A 17,031-nucleotide genomic window follows, 5' to 3' on the forward strand; every position below is an offset into this window, starting at 1 on the left:
AAATTTATACAAACAGTATTAATATTATTCATCATCCATACCTCCTATTTATTTCGAGTCCCTAATAATATTAGATTACCATTCTCAATTTATAATTGTCAATACATTTAGAAATAATTAAAGAAAACAATAATGGCTATTATTTATCTTTCAATAGAACAAAAAAATAAGAGGTTCCAATTGTGTTTTTCCTCTAAGTAATTTATCATAGAATTTATCTAACGATTTATCAATACAGGAGGTGTACACTTTGTTTCCCCTGTCAGAAAAATTGTATTTATTCTCTTTAAATAGAGTAAATCAATCTATCTCAGGTTTGAAACAAAGTAACTATTTGGAAATTCCCATACGATTGACAGCATTTGCTGTCTTGATCGCTCTCACCGCATTTTTTGTTGCGAGTGAATTTGCAATTGTAAAAATTAGAACAACAAGAATTAATCAACTCGTCACGGAAGGTAATCGTCGTGCTTTAAGTGCTAAAAAAGTATTAAATAACCTAGACGAATATTTATCGGCATGTCAACTAGGCATTACCATTACAGCACTTGGACTCGGTATGCTGGGAGAACCAACTGTAAAACTCATGCTACAGCCATTGTTAGCCGAATTTGATGTTTCAGTAAGCATGGCTTCCATTCTTTCCTTCGGTATAGCATTTTCATTTGTGACGTTCTTACATGTCGTTGTAGGAGAATTAGCACCTAAAACGATAGCTCTTCAAAAAGCGGAGGAAATTACACTACTCTTTTCTAAACCGCTTATTATATTTCACAGCCTTATGTACCCAATCATTAAAGGCATGAATGGTTCCGCACGACTTTTAATAAAAATTTTAGGCTTTAAATCAATATCTGATTCTGAAGTTGCCCATTCAGAAGAAGAACTACAGATGATTTTATCAGACAGCTTTAAAAGCGGCGAAATTAATCAATCAGAATATAAATATGTTAATAAAATATTCGAATTTGATGACCGAGTTGCTAAAGAAGTAATGGCACCCCGGACTGAAATGGTATCAATAGAAAACAAAATGACCTTACGTGAAGTTTTCGATATGATAGGCGTCGAACAATTCACACGCTATCCAGTAACAGATAGGGACAAGGATCATATTGTTGGACTCGTTAACATGAAAAACTTATTAACAGAATTTATTAAGGATCCTTCAACGGGAAATAAACCTGTTACTGATTATATCCAACCTATCATTCACGTAATTGAAAACATTCCAATTGGTGATTTACTACTAAAATTCCAACGTGAACGAATTCATATGGCTATTCTAGTTGATGAATACGGAGGCACAGCAGGATTAGTTACGATGGAAGATGTTTTGGAAGAAATCGTCGGGGATATACAAGATGAATTTGACACAGATGAAGTACCCGAAGTACAAAACATTGGTGAAAGCCACTTTATATTAGATGCAAAAGTGCTAATTGAAAGCGTAAATGATATTCTTAACATCTCTATTGAAGAAGAAGACATCGACACAATTGGTGGCTGGTTTATGACCAAACGTTTTGAAGCAATAAAGGGTGAAAAGATAATTGAACAAGGGTATGAGTTTATGGTAAAAGATATGGATGGACACCATATTCTCTACTTAGAAGTATTAAAATATGTTCCTGAAGAAGCCAATATTGTTCCTGAAGAAATTATATAGACTTAGATATATTACGACTCTTTTAAAAGGAGTCGTATTTTTATGTCAATTCATACAGGGAAGATTAATTTACTTGTATCCGTCTACAGCTTATAATCGTAGATGTAACTTTAATGCAGGAGAGGATTTTATGCAAAAACGCTTTGAAAATGGACTTCTTCTCATTTTCACACTATCACTTATTGCCACTCTAGGTTCTTTGTACTTTTCTGAAGTGCGTGGATTTAAACCTTGCACACTTTGTTGGTATCAGCGAATTATTATGTATCCAATCATTCTAATTTCAGGAATTGCATTGTTCCAAAAGAATGCTCGTATTGCTTTAACAATAGCAGTTTTTGCTTTCATTGGATTTGGCACTTCGCTTTACCATTATGGTATTCAAAAATTGAGCTTTCTAAGTGATAATGCCCCATCTTGTGGGTTAGTCCCGTGTACTGGTCAATACGTAAACTATTTAGGTTTTATCACTATTCCTTTTCTCGCATTAGTCACATTTTTATTTATTGCAATTACTAGCCTATTCATAATGAAATGGCAAAAGGGGTCGAAATAACTTGAAAAAACTATTTGCTATTGCAGCTGTAGTCATCGTCATATTTGTTCTTATCATCGTTCTTACAAACAAATCAAATGATGCAAAATTGAAGGACAATCCTTATGGTACGAAAGAACTTGAGCAATCCACTATAGGTTTAATTGGTAATGATGATTACAATAATATTATCTTACCTAATGATCTTAAAAAGAAAATTGATTCTGGAGAATCTGTTACTGCTTACTTCTTCAGTCCTGAATGTGGCTATTGCATGGAAATGACACCAGTCATGATGCCTATTGCAGATGAAATGAAAGTAGATGTCCTTCAATACAATTTACTTGAATTTAATTCAGAAGCTGAACCTTATGAAATTGAGGCTACACCTACACTTATCCACTTTAAAGATGGGAAAGAAACGGGTCGCACAGTAGGACTTCAACCTGAAGAAAATATTCGTTTGTTTTTCGAAGAACATGAGGCTACAAAATAATGACATCATTCCAATATGAAACACTTGAAGACCGCTTAACAATCGAAGGTATACTAAGAGACCAATGGCAAGCTGGAAAAAAGATGGTTCACTCAATGCGTATGGAGAAAAGTGTTACAGGCGAAGACGGCGAGCCCATTGACTGGCGTTTACCCCTCCCTGCTGGAACAACTTTAAACTTTGTATTTCCAGATACTAAATCTACGTATATTCCAGAAGAAACATCAACACTCAAAGTTATTTATGAAGATGAACATATTCTTGCAGTGAAAAAACCAGCTGGCATTGCTACTCACCCAGACGATAAACTTAAAACTGGTACGTTGATGAACCAGGTGATGGCTTATGTAATAAAAAATGGTGGCGTATATGCTGAGCATATCCATCGATTAGATAAAGGAACAGCGGGCGTTCTACTTATCGCCAAACATCCTGTTGCAAAAACACTCTTTGATCGTATGCTTGAACAAAATGAAATTGTGCGGACCTATCAAGCGGAAGTGGACGGGTTACTCAAAAAACCAAAAGGCACAATTAAACTCCCTATTGGAAGAGACCGTCATCAAACTGCTAGGAGGCGGGTTTCCCTTTCTGGCCAATCTGCAGTTACACACTTCCGCATTATTGAGCGTAAAGAAGATACAACAATGGTTGAGGCCAAACTTGAAACTGGTCGTACACATCAAATTCGCGTTCACTTGGCGCATCTTGGTCACCCAGTTGTCGGTGATGTTCTTTATGACGGCAGCAAAACAAAAGATGGCAAATATCGTTTGAATGCTACATCACTATCATTCATCCATCCGATTACTCTTAAAAACCTGACAATAGAATAATAAAAAAATGCCTAAGAGAATTTCTCTTAGGCATTTTTTATCGTCAAAACTTATCAGGATTTGTACCTGTACGCTCATCTAAATTTAGCGCATCTATCAAGGTCATATCCTCCACTGATAACTTAAAATCCCCTACTTCTATATTTTCAGTAATACGTTCGGGTGTTACAGACTTAGGAATAACAATTAAATCATTTTGTAAATGCCAACGAATAATTATTTGTGCAGGTGTTTTCTCGTATTTTCTCACTATATTTTGTAACGTTGGTTCATTTAACAACTGACCTCTTGCAAGTGGTGACCAAGAAGTTACTGCAATATTATGCTCATGACAAAATTCACGAAGTGGCACCTGTGTTAGTCTTGGATGAATTTCAATTTGATTAACCATCGGTAAAACATTCGCTTTTAAGAATATCTTTTCAAGATGGTGAGCGTGATGATTAGAAACCCCAGTCGCACGAATAAGTTTCTCATCGTATAGTCGCTCAATCGCTCTATAAGTATCCAAAAAGCTATCTTTAACAGGCCAATGCGTCAAATACAAATCAAGATACTCAAGTCCTAGTTTTTCAAGTGATGATTCGAAAGCACGTAATGTTGCATCATATCCTTGATCTGTATTCCACACTTTCGACGTGATAAATAATTCTTCACGAGTAACGCCTGAATTCCTAACTGCTTCCCCAGTTTCTTTCTCGTTCTCATAAATTGCCGCCGTATCAATAGCGCGATATCCATTCCGTATAGCGTAAGTAATTGATTCATATGCCTCCTCTGAATCAGTCATTTTATAAACACCTAGTCCCAGTTGTGGTATTGTAATGCCGTTATGAAGTGTTTTTATTCCATTAAACAATTTTGTCATTATATATGCCCCCATTTCTAGATAATCTAATTGTACAATTTACTTAAATATATTGTAAAGATTACTCGTTTTTTCTTGCAGTCATGAACAAAAACGAATATTATTGTTAATGTAGTTTATATCGTTCGTCTTTTAGGAGGAAAAACCTTTTGTTTCATTTGAAAAAGTTAAAAACAAACGTAAAAACCGAAGTACTAGCAGGAATGACGACATTTTTGACAATGGCATATATTGTTATTGTAAATCCAATCATACTTGCCGATGCTGGTGTACCATTTGATCAAGTATTTCTAGCAACAATTATTGCAGCAGTAATAGGAACACTCTGGATGGCTTTATTCGCTAACTATCCGATTGCAATTGCACCCGGCATGGGATTGAATGCTTATTTCACTTCCGTCGTCCTAGCATCCAATGGACAGCTTGATTATATGACTGCTTTTTCTGCCGTATTCGTCGCTGGTATCCTATTTGTTATTCTCTCTATGACTAGCTTCAGGGAAAAACTTATTGAAGCCATCCCTGAAAATTTAAAGCACGGAATTACAGCTGGTATTGGACTCTTCATCGCTTTTATTGGTTTAAAACTATCCGGTTTAGTTGTTGCTCACGAGACTAATTTAGTTAAACTCGGAGAGCTAACTTCTCCACCAGTTCTACTGGCATTATTCGGACTTTTTATTACTGTGATTCTTATGACACGGAATGTTTACGGCTCTATTTTTATCGGCATGATTTTAACCGGTATTCTAGCATTCTTTACAGGGCAGCTGAAATTTAACGAACGTTTATGGCAAATTCCAACTTTACCAGAAGGCATAATAGTTTGGAACCCAATTGTTGCAGTCCAAGACGTTATCTCACATGGTTTATACGGAGTTGTGTTTGCATTCTTAATCGTAACGCTTTTTGATACTACAGGCACAATGATTGGTGTAGCAAAGCAGGCAGGTTTAATGAAAGGGAAAACTTTACCACGTGCAAGACAAGCCCTTCTAGCAGATTCAATCGCTACAACAGTCGGTTCAATGTTCGGGACTAGTCCAACGTCTGCATATATAGAATCATCTTCCGGCGTAGCAGTAGGAGGACGCACAGGTCTTACAACGCTTACCGTCGCTATTTTGTTTATCATTGCAGCATTTTTCGGTCCATTTGTAAGTGCTTTATCAGGCGTAGCCGCAATTACGTCTCCTGCACTCATAATCGTTGGGAGCTTAATGATTGGTAACGTTAAGCATATTGATTGGGATTCATTTGATGAAGCATTCCCAGCTTTTCTAATCATCTTGACTATGCCGTTGACGTCAAGCATTGCAACAGGAATTGCACTAGGCTTCATAGCATATCCAGTTATGAAAGTAGCAAAAGGTAAAGGGAAACAAGTTCCGCTACTTCTTTATATCTTTGCATTATTATTTATTTATCAACTTATGTTCTTACCTCATTAAATAACGCTCAGTATGAAAGATGCGTTTAGAATAAAATATTTCTAAACTCTGTCACAACTTTTCCAACAGAACATTACAATTTTTTATAATATAGGGTATACTAAGCATAGTACAATTGAATTTATAGGAGGTTTGCGAAATGAAACTTATCTTAATTTTAGGAATTTGTGTTTCATTCCTAGTTGCAATACTGACTGGTGGATATGAAGACAAGCCTGGTGCAAAGAGCAAAAAAGGTCACCAACCAACATAATTTTAATAGTAAAAGGTACATGCCAAAATGCGCATGTACCTTTTTTTAATCTAAACCTGGAAATGATTGCTGACGAAACGCCTCATAAATTAGTATAGCAGCTGTATTTGATAAATTTAGCGACCGAATATTTTCATTCATTGGTACACGTAAACAATGCTCTTCATTATTCTTAATGACAGCATCAGGCAGACCTGTCGTTTCTTTCCCAAAGACAAAAATGATATCTTCATTAACATTCGAGAAATCAAAATCCGAATATGTTTTTTTTCCGTGTTTTGTTAAAAAGTAGAATTGAGCATTTGGAAATGCAGTAAATAACTCATTTATTCCCTCATGATAAGTAATATCTACATGCTGCCAATAATCAAGTCCAGCGCGCTTCAACATTTTATCTTCTGTAGAAAATCCCAATGGTTTCACAAGGTGAAGTTTTGCACCTGTACCTGCACAAGTTCTTGCTATATTCCCAGTATTCGCGGGAATTTGTGGTTCAAATAATGCTACATGTATAGCCATTTCAACACGTCCTCTATTCTAAAGTCTACCTATTTCATTGCTTCCATTAATTCAAATCGTACATCAACGTCGTCCTCAACTAAAAGTGCTTCCTTTATTGCAGCATAACAATCCTCTGACCCAATTCTCCCAAGCGCCCAGGCTATTGTCCCACGCATCACGGGACGAGGATCACTCATTAACATTTCAACTAGTTCTGGAACAGCTGCTGCTTCTTTAAAATGAGCTAACGCTAAAATTGCATTGCGCTGAATTGGATTCTTTCCACGCCAAGACCCCGACATATGACCGAATTCTTCCTTAAATTGTCGATTCGATAATCTTAGTAGCGGCTGAAGAAGTGGTTTCGCAAGTTCCAATTCAGGTTGAAATACATTTTGATGTAAATTATGTTTCTTTCTATTCTTCGGACATACTGTTTGACAAGTATCACACCCGTAAACACGATTCCCAATCTCCGCGCGAAACTCTTCAGGGATAGATTTCTTGCTCTGCGTTAGAAACGCAATACAGCGTTGGGCATCAAGCTGTCCACCTTGTATAAGGGCGCCTGTAGGGCATGCATCTAGACAAAGCGTACAATCACCACATTCATCTTCCATCGGCTCGTCAGGGGCAAATGGGATATTCGTAATCATTTCGCCAAGATAGACATACGAACCAAACTCTGGCGTAATAATTGAACAGTTTTTTGCAGACCATCCAATTCCCGCGCGCTCTGCAACCGCTCTATCAACAAGCTCTCCTGTATCAACCATCGAACGCAATCTCGCTTCCGGGACAAGCGTTAAAATAAATTCCTCAAGTAAATTCAAACGTTCTTTTAAAACAGTATGATAATCTGTCCCCCAGGAAGCACGGCAAAAAATACCCCGTCGCTCCCCTTTTTTTCCTTTTGGCGAATTACTCATTCGCGATGGGTAAGCAATCGCAATTGCAATAATACTTTCCGCTTGATCCAAGAGTAGCGCCGGCTCAGTTCTTTTGTCCAAATCTTTCTCTTCAAAGCCTGACTGAAACTTAAGCTCTTGTTGACGCTTCAATCGATTTTTCAGCTCTCTAAATGGTGCAGCAGTTGTAAAACCTATCTTATCGATTCCTATCGATTCCGCATAAGCCATTACCTCATGCTGCAACTCAACGATATTCATACAGAACCACCTTCTCTATGTTAAAATTAAATCATATCAGGTAAAGGATGATAACCATGAAAATTCATTTAGATTCATCACTATTCGAAAAAGTTCCAAATCTAAAAGTAGGCATTAATCATTATACCAAAATTACCGTATCAGAATCTCCTCAAATGCTAAAAGGTCGACTACAATTATTTCAAGAACATCTCTATTTCGATCTATTAGATAAACCTATCACGAATTTCTTGGGAATAAAAGAATGGCGCGAAGTATGTACTTTATTAGATATTGACCCAGATCACAACCAACTATATACGGAAGCATTACTGAAGCAAATTAAGAAACAAAATTACTTAAATACTTATAACTCTGCAATCGATTTAAATAACTTTTTCACATTACAATACGAAATACCAATTGGTGTTTACGACGCTAATAAAATTCAAGGTGATGTAATCCTTGAATTAGGTACTGAAGATGTTGAAAGTAATAGTTTAACATTAAAAGATGATATCAATTCCTTTGGTAGCCCATTCATCAATTCTACTCGGACAACATCAACGGAAAATACAACTGAAGCAATACAAATTGTATTTCTACGCCCCTCGATGGGCATCGATGAATCATTCGTACTAACAACTAGATGTGGAAAAATGTTCACGGATATTAGCGGTGGGGCTAGCGAAACGCATATCTTACATCACGGACAGCCTTCTCTTACCCTATAATTAATTACGCCTCGGCGTAATTAATTAATACTATCCTGAGTAAATATATCGAGGATGCTTTCAACGAAAGCTTTATTTTTTTCTTTAATACCCGTGGCCGGTTTCTATTAACGTCTATGGATGCTGTAAGTACAACACTCTCGATAATTCTTGTGTAAAATTTTGAAAGATCATTTTAGTGTGTATTGTAGCCGTTTACTCTTTTGACAGAGTAAACGTTTTTTTATACAAATATCTCCCTAAAATATTCGCCAATGGGGTTTTTAATAAACAAGTTTTTTATTGCATGTGTTATTTTACAACATGCCGAAATATGTTAAAACATATAAATAGTTAAGCTTCGTTTGAATAACTTTTATATTAATTATTTTTCTTCACTAAGGCAATTATTAAGCCAGTTGATTTCTTCCTGTGACAAGGATTGTTCTTTTTCTTCTTTAGCAATTACATTATGCCAATTCTTTTCTTCCCATTCTAAATGTGCTTCCCAATCCCGCATAACTTTAACTGCATTTTCTGTTTCTAATTTGTGTCTAGTTTTTAAAAGGAATTATAATCGCCATGTTCCCCATCTCTTTCGATTAAACATGTTCCTTCTATTAAAAGAGTTTAAATTGAAAGAATCAAAAGTCTTGAAATAAAGTAGTTCAAAGTCGATCCTACATAAAATTATCTTTTTCTAGTTTGTCTAAATTAATTATGGTAAATAAATTGAATGTATTGAAGTGTTTATATAATGTATAATGGAATCAATATGCCGCAAACCCGCCATTGACAGGAGCCTTCCTAGAAGAGTTGCTTTGCGTTCCGGCGCACGCTTTCCGGAGGGCGTGGCTTGAGCCGCTTCCTTCGCTTCACTCCGTCCAGGGTCTCAAGGCTCACGCTGATCCTTCCGGAGTCGGCGCCTACACTTCAAGCAACGGAGAGTATTATATATATGACTATTCAACAAACGGGCCATTTTATGGATTCATTACTTAATTAGGTGTGTTCTTAAGATAGATAAATGAACGTTTGTAGTGAAGGTTATTATGAAAAGGTTTTCAGCAGTTGTATTAGCAACTACTGTTTTTGCTAAATGCTTGTTTTATCAAACTAAAATAAAGAAAAAGTGATCCAAATGCTGTAGTTAGGAAATAACAGAAGTTTGTAACTTTATCTATTTTTAAGAGTCTAAAAAAGAAAGGAGGAATGTTGAATGAAAAATATTACTTTAATAATAACAATTGTATTGATGACATTTGGTTTGTTGGGTTGCCAACAAACAGAGCAAGTGAAAGAGAAGCCAGAGTCACCTAATTCGAAAAAACTTAGCAACAAGGCAGAAGCAAGCGAGGGTGACTTTATCTATAGACTCGTTGCTGAGAAAAATCACTATGACGAGGGTGAAGATGTGAAGATATACGCTGAGTTGGAGTATATAGGAAAAGGAGATGAAGTTGAAATCAATCATGCTAGTTCAGCATTTTCCTTTCCTATGACTGAAACAACAAGAAATTATGAAATAGAAAACCCGGTAGGTTTGCAATTAGTACGTACAAAACTAAAGAAAGGTGAACCGATGCGTCAAGAAGTTAGAGGTGTTGGAGGCTATGCTTACGACGATAAAGAAGAGTACAAGGAGTTTATGAAACAAGTTATGAAACATGAGTACCCAAGTGGTCATTATGTCGTAAATGGACGTACAAATTTCACTCTAACAGACAAAGATGAAGAAATATCTATGGAAGCACAAATTGATTTTTATGTGGATAGTGAAAAGTGAAAATCAGTTGCAGCATTACTTAAATGCAGCACATCAAATACGCTTATTATGATAGGAAAGTTATAAGTTAACCCTAGCAAGTTAGAAAAAAGCATCACAATGGTACTGCTAATTACTGAACACTATCAGTGTTGAAAGAATGTTTGAATCCCTGTTAATTTGTGAACTTTTTGATAAATAAATTTGAATTTTGTACCACTCAACTAACGGGTGCGATTGTTGCACAAATTTTATGCCATTAACGGGCCATTTTGAGGCACTATGATAGTTTGATAAAAAGGGGTGATTAAATTTTGAAGATTAAACAGTTGATGTCAAAGCAAGGAGTTGCAATTACAATTTCAACTTTGATGGTCGTAGTTGGTTTTTCAGTAATTTCACAAATGTATTTTACTTATAGCGAAAATCGTGCAATGTCTAATGGTTGTTACGACAAAGGCGGTTTACCTATCGTTGAAAAATCAGTGCTCAGTATAACTTATTTTGATTGCGATATGAATTCGTAATACCAGAATCAGGGGCTATTCTTCAATAAGAAGAGTAGCTTTTTTAGTTCGGGTAATTGTTTCATAAATGAGGAATATCAATTACATAAGCTTTGATTTTGTCTTTTATCACCTTTTACTCAGACTGTAAAATTCCATGTTTTAATTTTCTTTTTTTTAGTTGTAAACTTTTTCAATGACAAAGACTCTTTATTAGTGAAGGGCGTTAGAAAGGAGGAACTATGGATTCTCAGTTTTTATTAGAAATATATAACAAGCAGGCGAAAATGATTTATTTTTATTTAAAAAAGAATGGCTGTAGTCATGAAGATGCGGAAGATATTGTTCAAGAAAGTTATATGAAATATATCGCCTATAGTAGCGGTGTTTCATCCGATAAAGCCCTTTCATATATTTTCACCATTGCTCTGAATGAATTCAAAAAGAAGTTGAAGAAAAAAGGAAAAGAACAAGTGATTTCAATTAATGATCATCATTTCTGGAATAACTTTACGGGTGATCAAGATACTGAGTCAAGTGTCTTAAACTTCGAAATGAATCTGGAAATCTCACTTACGTTAGAGAAAATGAAAGAGGTTTATAGACAGCTACTTGTATTAAAATATGAGCTTGAGCTTAGTTATAATGAAATCGCCTTATTATTGGGAATGAAGAAAGAAACAGTTAGAACCTACTTATTTCGAGCAAGAAAAGAATTTCAAGAGAAGTGGAGGGATTTACATGGATGAATTTACAGAGGATGTTTTTGATGAGAAGAAGATAAAAAAGGCAATAAAAAAAGGGAAAAGAAAATCCGTTTTAACGATTGTTTTCGTTTCAGTTATTGTGTTTATCGTGCTCACTATAGCCAACTTTGCTATTTCTGTTTACTTTAGCGAAAAGGCATTTAAACAATGGGATTCTTACGTCCGTCTTAGTACGCCCAACGGCTACATCAGTGAAACCAAGGATTCGGCAGGACTTCTAGGAGGACAGAGTAACTATAAAGTTTCTAAAGACATGAAAATAAAGCCAGTCATTATCGAACAAAACCAATATTCATTCGGTTTGATCCCGTCACACTTAATTTCAAGAGGTGCTGGCGGCAATATAGGAACCAATGGAGAGGACTGGCAATTCGGCTATAAAGAAAATGGCTGGCGAGAACTGCTATTTTTCCACCCAAATATTACGTATAAAAAATATAAAAATGATGAAGATCTGATTAATCGTATGGAAGGTGATAAAGTTTACGAAGTAGCACTCTCTTTTGATAAGCCATATAAACAGAGTGAAATACCTTTATTTGAACTTCCTGCTATGACTTGGTTTTGGATAAATACCTATGGTGATCGTCAACTAAAAACATTCAAACAAGAAGCGAAAGAACACGATTGGTCTTCAACTTTTATTGGAGAGAATGAAGCCTTAGGATTTTCTACAAACTCTGCTATCTTTTCAACGATTAAATTGGATTATGAATATAAAGACTTCTTAAATCATTTACGGACAAGTTTTTTTCATGAACACAAAAACGCCTACAACATACTGAAAGATATAAAGATGAATGACGTAGAAATATTAGGAATCGTCATTTATGGTACAAAGAATGAAATAGAAGAAATCATCAAAAAGCCATTCATTAAAGCATCTTCATTGGGCGGCGTCATTGATAATTATTGATGGATTTCATGTTTGAAGGGCACTGGAATAATGATTCTTTTATTAATATTAGATATGTTATCTTCTTTCATTAAAAGGGGCATTTATTTAAGTAGTAGACTCTTAGTTGATTGAAGTGCAAGCCGTCGACTCCGGGAGGATTAGCGTGTGCCTTGAGACCCTGGATGTAGCGAAGCGAAGGAAGCGGCTCAAGCCACGCCCTCCGGAAAGCGTACGGCTGGAACGTAAATCAACGGGTTTAACGCTATTCCAGATTCCGGGTGCGATTGTTCAACAACTAAAAGCCGAAGCATAATTGCTGGGATGTATAAAACCAATAGCCACGACATCTTCGATATTGACAAATGTCTAATCCAAGATCCAATCGCAGATCCGATCATGAAGACGATAAAAAGCATTATGAAAAAATATAAAATGAAACATTATAATGAAGATACCGGCCAGAGATTTTTAAGGCATGTGCTAATTAAGACCGGCTACGCAACTGGAGAAGTGATGGTTGTTTTAATTATATCGGACTCTATGTTCCATGGCAGGAAAAACTTTGTCAGTATTTTGAAGAAGAAACATCCTCAAATAATAACGGGCATTTAAAATGTAAATAAGAAAGATACATCCATCCATGATTTTAGGGGAAACCGAATCCGTTATCTATGGGAAAGGATTTATCGAGGACATCCTTTGTGGGCTGCGTTTTCGAATTTCATCAAAATCATTTTATCAAATCAATCCAACACAGACAGAAGTTTTGTATAAAAAAGCGATAGAGATGGCTGATTTTAAAGGGCATGAAAAAATAATCGATGCTTATTCAGGAATTGGAACAATTTCTTTAATCGTTGCTGATCAAGTCAAAGAAGTTATTGGAGTAGAAATCAATAATGATGGTGTAAAAGACGTGGTTATGAATGCAAAACGGAATAACATTAACAACGTACGTTTTCACCGAGCAGATGCTGGGAAATTCATGGTCAAACTGGCAATAAAAAACGAAGCGGTTGTTGCAGTCATTATGGATACTCCAAGCAGGTAGCGACGAAGCGTTTCTAACTTCTATGTGAAAACTAAAGCCGAAAAAGTCGTTTATATTTCTTGCAATCCAGAAACACAGGCGAGAGATTTAGCATTTTTAGTTGAACACGGATATCAAGTTAAAGGCATACAGCCTGTCGATATGTTTCCGCAAACAAATCATATTGAAACAGTCACTCTCCTAACGAGAAATGACACGACATAATAATAAAAGCCTAAACCTCGTTTCTCTGTTTTGTAATTAGAGGGTCGAGGGTTAGGCTTTTTACAATTATTTTTGTATTTAGAACGTTTTAGTTCTTACGCTTTACTTCGATTCTATAGCCGTCAGGGTCAGTAACAAAGAAGTAAGAAGGTGTTCCACCTGAAAGTCCTCTCAATTCACCTGTTTCATAAGAAGAAGCTTTACAAATTTCATGCATTTCTTCTAAATCATTTACTGTTACGCCTAAATGACTGAAGCCATCTCCTATAACATATGGATCTGCATCATAATTATAAGTAAGTTCTATTTGTACTGAAGAACCTGGTGAATTTAGATAGATTAAATCAAATTTATCATCAGGGAATTCTCTGCGACTGGCTACTTCAAAATCAAAAAGCTCAGTATAAAAATCTAAAGTAGCATCAATGTCTCTAACACGTAAACAAATTTCAACGAGCACTTGGTTCATTGTATCATCCTCCATAATTTTATTGATCTTATCTTATCATAGATACTATATAAGTACACTTGATGCGATTTCTTCCTGGAAGGTACTGTACCTTTTTTATAATTCTTGTCTTTTCAATTTTCGTTATATATCATTCGGCAAAAAGCAACCCAGTAATTGTTCTAGAAGTCATCACGGGCTTTACGCAATTCGATAAAGTCCTCCAATGTTTCTGCTTGCAGAAAAAGGTTTATTTCCTTCTCCCTGCCGATTGTTGTCGGAAGTGTTGGCTGTCCTTTAGCACGCAATTCCTGGACTTCTTCCAATGATTTGGAAATTTTTTTATTTTCCGGATGCATGTCGTATGCAAAACGTAAATTAGTATCGGTATACTCGTGACCGGGATAAACACTTATATCATTATCTAAGCGCTTAAATTTCTGCAAAGTTTCATATTGAGCTTCGTAATTGCCGGTAAAAACCCGACCGCATCCAGCTGAAAACAAGGCATCCCCGCAAAAGAGATTATTGTCCATTAAAAAACTGATATGGCCTTGCGTATGGCCTCCTGATTCGTAGACTTGGAAAGTTTGGCCCAACAAGTTAAAGAAGTCCCCTTCCTTTACAACGCTATTCACCAAGTCTTTCGTTTCTTCCGGTCCATAAACAAGACTTTCCGGATGACTGGCTAGAATCTCCCGTACCCCGCCGGTATGATCTTCATGCATATGAGTTAAAAGTATGGCCGCCAAACGAAGCTGCTTTTCTTCAAGGTAATCAAGGACAACTCTTGCTTTTCCTGGATCAACCACAACTGCCTCTGTTTCTTCTTGAATGCACCATATATAATTATCAGAAAAGGCTTTGATTGGATGAATAATCACCTTATGATTCCTCCTCTTTTATATATTTAATTTGCGGTTTGGAGACTATTTTTCCCCTTGCACCGACAAGTTTTAGTTTAGCCTACTATCATAACACAGAGATTATTAATATACATGAAGGAAACAACTTCCTCTGTCTGTAATTCAATCCTTAATCCTATCATTTTGGAGAGAACCACAAATGATTTGAGAAAAGATTGAACCGCTTTAATGAATATTAATAAAAAACATCTTTTGTACATCCACTCTATTAGAAGGAGTAAACCTTCCAGCAAAAAACATTTTCATTTTAAGTAATGCCATTGGTCTATCGAAGTTATCAAGCGTTTGATATTTCGCGCCGTTAATCAATTTAATTTTTAAAATCTTGAATGTGGCTTCTGCCACCGCATTATCATAAGGGTTTCCCTTTTGGCTAAGAGATCTCGTAATTTTGTAATCACTTAATAGCTCATCGATTCCAACGTTTTAAAATTCTAAACCGCGGTCTGTATGAAACAAGTTCACACTTCCCAATGGATAGTTAACTGAATCGAAGGCACGTTGAACTAGGGCTGCGTCTTTTGTGCACCAACGCTCCACCCGACAATTTCACGATTATATAAATCAATTAAAAAACAAACATAATACCAGCGGCGTCCTACTTTTACATACGTTAAGTCGCTGACTAACACGGACATTTCTTTGTCCACTTCAAATTCTCGGTTTAATACATCTCGAATAGATTCTTCATTAGAGCTTGTCGCCATTGGTTTATAAGATGGTTCGGCATACTTTGATTCAAGGCCTAGCGCGCTCATTAAACGTCCAATTCGACGTCTGGAGACTGGAAATAATGCTTCCTCTTTATCTAATTCAATCTTTATTTTTCGAGTGCCATACACTTTGTGATTGTTATTAAAAACTTTCGTAATATGTTCTTTTAATAGGCGTTCTTCTTCTAATTTTTCTTGTTCTTTTTGAGCGGATATTTCAGTTTCATAATAGAAGGTACTACGTGCGATTTGAAGGATTTTACACATTGCTGATACCGAATATTTGTGGCGATTCTTTTGAATATCCTCTATTTTCGTCGCATGATCAGCGCTGCTTGCTTTAAAATATCAACTTCCATTTCAAGTTGTTTATTTCGCTTACGTAGTTCAATTACTTCTTGTTCTTCTGCAGTTCTGTTGTCTTTCTCTTTGAAAGAACCAGACGCCTTAAATTGTTTGATCCATCTATCCAATGCAGATGGCTTTAATTGATATTCCTCGGTGATCGCTTGTCGGCTTTTCCCATTTTAATAGAGCGCGACGACTTTTTTTTTAAAATCTGTTGAAATAGTTCTTCTTTTTGCTGGACATAGTAGATCTCCTCACTTCTTTTGTATGATTCTACATGCCCTTAATTTTATTGTCTAACTAAGTGTAGACTATCCAGAGGTACATAGGAGAATAGTGAATTGTTTATGCTAGATAAGGGTGCTGATTATTTAATAAGGATCGTACTAAAATCGGGCCATTTAGTTCGATAAAGATAAAACTAACGGGGGTAATAATTATGAATCAAGCTACACAAGCATACTGGGATGAATATTGGGGGAATCAAGAAAAACCACAATCTGTTAGTTCATGGCAATTCGGGGTTTCACCTGATTACCTTGCAGGTTTAGTAGTTGACGGCATTAAAACTGCAACATGTTCAGGTCACATTTTCTATGAACTTGAGAATGAACCACTTCCAGCAACGGAAGCTTACAATATTATTTTAAACAGTGACGATAAACCCGTAGCAATCACTAAGACTGTAGAAGTTACGATAACTCCAATGAATAAGGTCAGTGAGGTATTTGCTATTGCGGAAGGCGAAGGAGATAGGACTTACCGATATTGGTGGGAAGCACATGAGGAATTCTTTAGAAAAGAACTAAATTCGATTGAACTTGAATTTTCGGAGGATATGCTTCTTGTTTGTGAACGCTTTGAAGTGATTCATGTAAAAGATGAACAGCCGGTTATGCCTTAAGCATTCGGGGGCGATTGTGAAGTAAGCTAAG

The 17,031-nt window shown here is 36.0% G+C and carries 20 protein-coding genes and 1 pseudogene; 13 read left to right on the forward strand and 8 right to left on the reverse strand.

Annotated features, from left to right (window positions below):
• The first annotated feature begins 334 nt into the window (after positions 1-334).
• From AC3RV6_RS14940 to AC3RV6_RS14955, 4 genes are all read left to right on the forward strand, one after another.
• Complete coding sequence (locus AC3RV6_RS14940) at positions 335-1,669, forward strand: hemolysin family protein (RefSeq protein ID WP_489749280.1); 1,335 nt, start codon at positions 335-337, stop codon at positions 1,667-1,669.
• A gap of 130 nt (positions 1,670-1,799) precedes the next feature.
• Positions 1,800-2,225, forward strand: a complete 426-nt coding sequence (locus AC3RV6_RS14945; protein WP_489746786.1) for a disulfide oxidoreductase — start codon at positions 1,800-1,802, stop codon at positions 2,223-2,225.
• A 1-nt stretch (position 2,226) separates the two neighbouring features.
• Positions 2,227-2,700: a thioredoxin family protein gene (locus AC3RV6_RS14950; protein ID WP_489746787.1), complete on the forward strand. Its 474-nt coding sequence runs from the start codon at positions 2,227-2,229 to the stop codon at positions 2,698-2,700.
• The gene (locus AC3RV6_RS14955) at positions 2,700-3,536 is read left to right on the forward strand and encodes an RluA family pseudouridine synthase (protein WP_489746788.1); all 837 of its coding nucleotides are present in this window, start codon (positions 2,700-2,702) and stop codon (positions 3,534-3,536) included. Before AC3RV6_RS14950 ends, AC3RV6_RS14955 begins: the two co-directional genes overlap by 1 nt.
• A 43-nt stretch (positions 3,537-3,579) precedes the next feature.
• Here AC3RV6_RS14955 and AC3RV6_RS14960 read toward each other — a convergent pair whose 3' ends face one another.
• Positions 3,580-4,404 carry an aldo/keto reductase gene (locus tag AC3RV6_RS14960; RefSeq protein ID WP_489746789.1) on the reverse strand — a complete coding sequence of 275 codons (825 nt, stop codon included), beginning with the start codon at positions 4,402-4,404 and terminating at the stop codon, positions 3,580-3,582.
• A gap of 149 nt (positions 4,405-4,553) precedes the next feature.
• Here AC3RV6_RS14960 and AC3RV6_RS14965 point away from each other — a divergent pair, with 149 nt between their 5' ends.
• Complete coding sequence (locus AC3RV6_RS14965; protein WP_489746790.1) at positions 4,554-5,855, forward strand: NCS2 family permease; 1,302 nt, start codon at positions 4,554-4,556, stop codon at positions 5,853-5,855.
• Between the two features lie 298 nt (positions 5,856-6,153).
• Here AC3RV6_RS14965 and trmL read toward each other — a convergent pair whose 3' ends face one another.
• Positions 6,154-6,627: a tRNA (uridine(34)/cytosine(34)/5-carboxymethylaminomethyluridine(34)-2'-O)-methyltransferase TrmL gene (gene trmL / locus AC3RV6_RS14970; protein ID WP_489746791.1), complete on the reverse strand. Its 474-nt coding sequence runs from the start codon at positions 6,625-6,627 to the stop codon at positions 6,154-6,156.
• 29 nt (positions 6,628-6,656) lie between these two features.
• Positions 6,657-7,778 carry a tRNA epoxyqueuosine(34) reductase QueG gene (gene queG / locus AC3RV6_RS14975; protein WP_489746792.1) on the reverse strand — a complete coding sequence of 374 codons (1,122 nt, stop codon included), beginning with the start codon at positions 7,776-7,778 and terminating at the stop codon, positions 6,657-6,659.
• 56 nt (positions 7,779-7,834) lie between these two features.
• On the opposite strand from queG, the gene AC3RV6_RS14980 reads away from it, so the two are divergent.
• Positions 7,835-8,491, forward strand: coding sequence for a B3/B4 domain-containing protein (locus AC3RV6_RS14980; RefSeq protein WP_489746793.1), 657 nt, complete (start codon positions 7,835-7,837; stop codon positions 8,489-8,491).
• 364 nt (positions 8,492-8,855) lie between these two features.
• Here the strand turns inward: AC3RV6_RS14980 and AC3RV6_RS14985 are convergent, their stop codons facing one another.
• Positions 8,856-8,990, reverse strand: coding sequence for a hypothetical protein (locus AC3RV6_RS14985; RefSeq protein ID WP_489746794.1), 135 nt, complete (start codon positions 8,988-8,990; stop codon positions 8,856-8,858).
• Between the two features lie 699 nt (positions 8,991-9,689).
• Here AC3RV6_RS14985 and AC3RV6_RS14990 point away from each other — a divergent pair.
• The 6 genes and pseudogenes from AC3RV6_RS14990 to rlmD all read left to right on the forward strand — a co-directional run bounded on the left by AC3RV6_RS14990 (position 9,690) and on the right by rlmD (position 13,661).
• Complete coding sequence (locus AC3RV6_RS14990) at positions 9,690-10,256, forward strand: hypothetical protein (protein WP_489746795.1); 567 nt, start codon at positions 9,690-9,692, stop codon at positions 10,254-10,256.
• Positions 10,257-10,549: 293 nt separating this feature from the next.
• Positions 10,550-10,762, forward strand: a complete 213-nt coding sequence (locus AC3RV6_RS14995) for a hypothetical protein (RefSeq protein ID WP_489746796.1) — start codon at positions 10,550-10,552, stop codon at positions 10,760-10,762.
• 221 nt (positions 10,763-10,983) lie between these two features.
• Positions 10,984-11,490: an RNA polymerase sigma factor gene (locus AC3RV6_RS15000; RefSeq protein ID WP_489746797.1), complete on the forward strand. Its 507-nt coding sequence runs from the start codon at positions 10,984-10,986 to the stop codon at positions 11,488-11,490.
• Entirely contained in the window at positions 11,483-12,424 is a 942-nt protein-coding gene (locus tag AC3RV6_RS15005; protein WP_489746798.1) for an anti sigma factor C-terminal domain-containing protein, read from the forward strand. Before AC3RV6_RS15000 ends, AC3RV6_RS15005 begins: the two co-directional genes overlap by 8 nt.
• Before the next feature lie 303 nt (positions 12,425-12,727).
• On the forward strand, positions 12,728-13,018 hold the full coding sequence (locus tag AC3RV6_RS15010) for a hypothetical protein (protein WP_489746799.1): 291 nt from the start codon (positions 12,728-12,730) through the stop codon (positions 13,016-13,018).
• A 28-nt stretch (positions 13,019-13,046) separates the two neighbouring features.
• Positions 13,047-13,661, forward strand: a pseudogene (gene rlmD / locus AC3RV6_RS15015) (23S rRNA (uracil(1939)-C(5))-methyltransferase RlmD).
• A gap of 88 nt (positions 13,662-13,749) precedes the next feature.
• Here the strand turns inward: rlmD and gloA are convergent.
• The 4 genes from gloA to AC3RV6_RS15035 form a co-directional block, all read right to left on the reverse strand.
• A complete protein-coding gene (gene gloA, locus AC3RV6_RS15020) occupies positions 13,750-14,130 on the reverse strand; it encodes a lactoylglutathione lyase (RefSeq protein ID WP_489746800.1) in 381 nt (126 codons plus the stop codon).
• 161 nt (positions 14,131-14,291) lie between these two features.
• Positions 14,292-14,993, reverse strand: coding sequence for a hydroxyacylglutathione hydrolase (gene gloB / locus AC3RV6_RS15025; RefSeq protein ID WP_489746801.1), 702 nt, complete (start codon positions 14,991-14,993; stop codon positions 14,292-14,294).
• 548 nt (positions 14,994-15,541) lie between these two features.
• Complete coding sequence (locus AC3RV6_RS15030) at positions 15,542-16,015, reverse strand: IS3 family transposase (RefSeq protein WP_489746802.1); 474 nt, start codon at positions 16,013-16,015, stop codon at positions 15,542-15,544.
• A 41-nt stretch (positions 16,016-16,056) separates the two neighbouring features.
• A complete protein-coding gene (locus AC3RV6_RS15035) occupies positions 16,057-16,221 on the reverse strand; it encodes a hypothetical protein (RefSeq protein ID WP_489746803.1) in 165 nt (54 codons plus the stop codon).
• Positions 16,222-16,535: 314 nt separating this feature from the next.
• On the opposite strand from AC3RV6_RS15035, the gene AC3RV6_RS15040 reads away from it, so the two are divergent.
• Complete coding sequence (locus AC3RV6_RS15040; RefSeq protein WP_489746804.1) at positions 16,536-17,000, forward strand: ASCH domain-containing protein; 465 nt, start codon at positions 16,536-16,538, stop codon at positions 16,998-17,000.
• Positions 17,001-17,031 lie beyond the last annotated feature (31 nt).

This window comes from Sporosarcina sp. So3-204 (assembly GCF_058068165.1).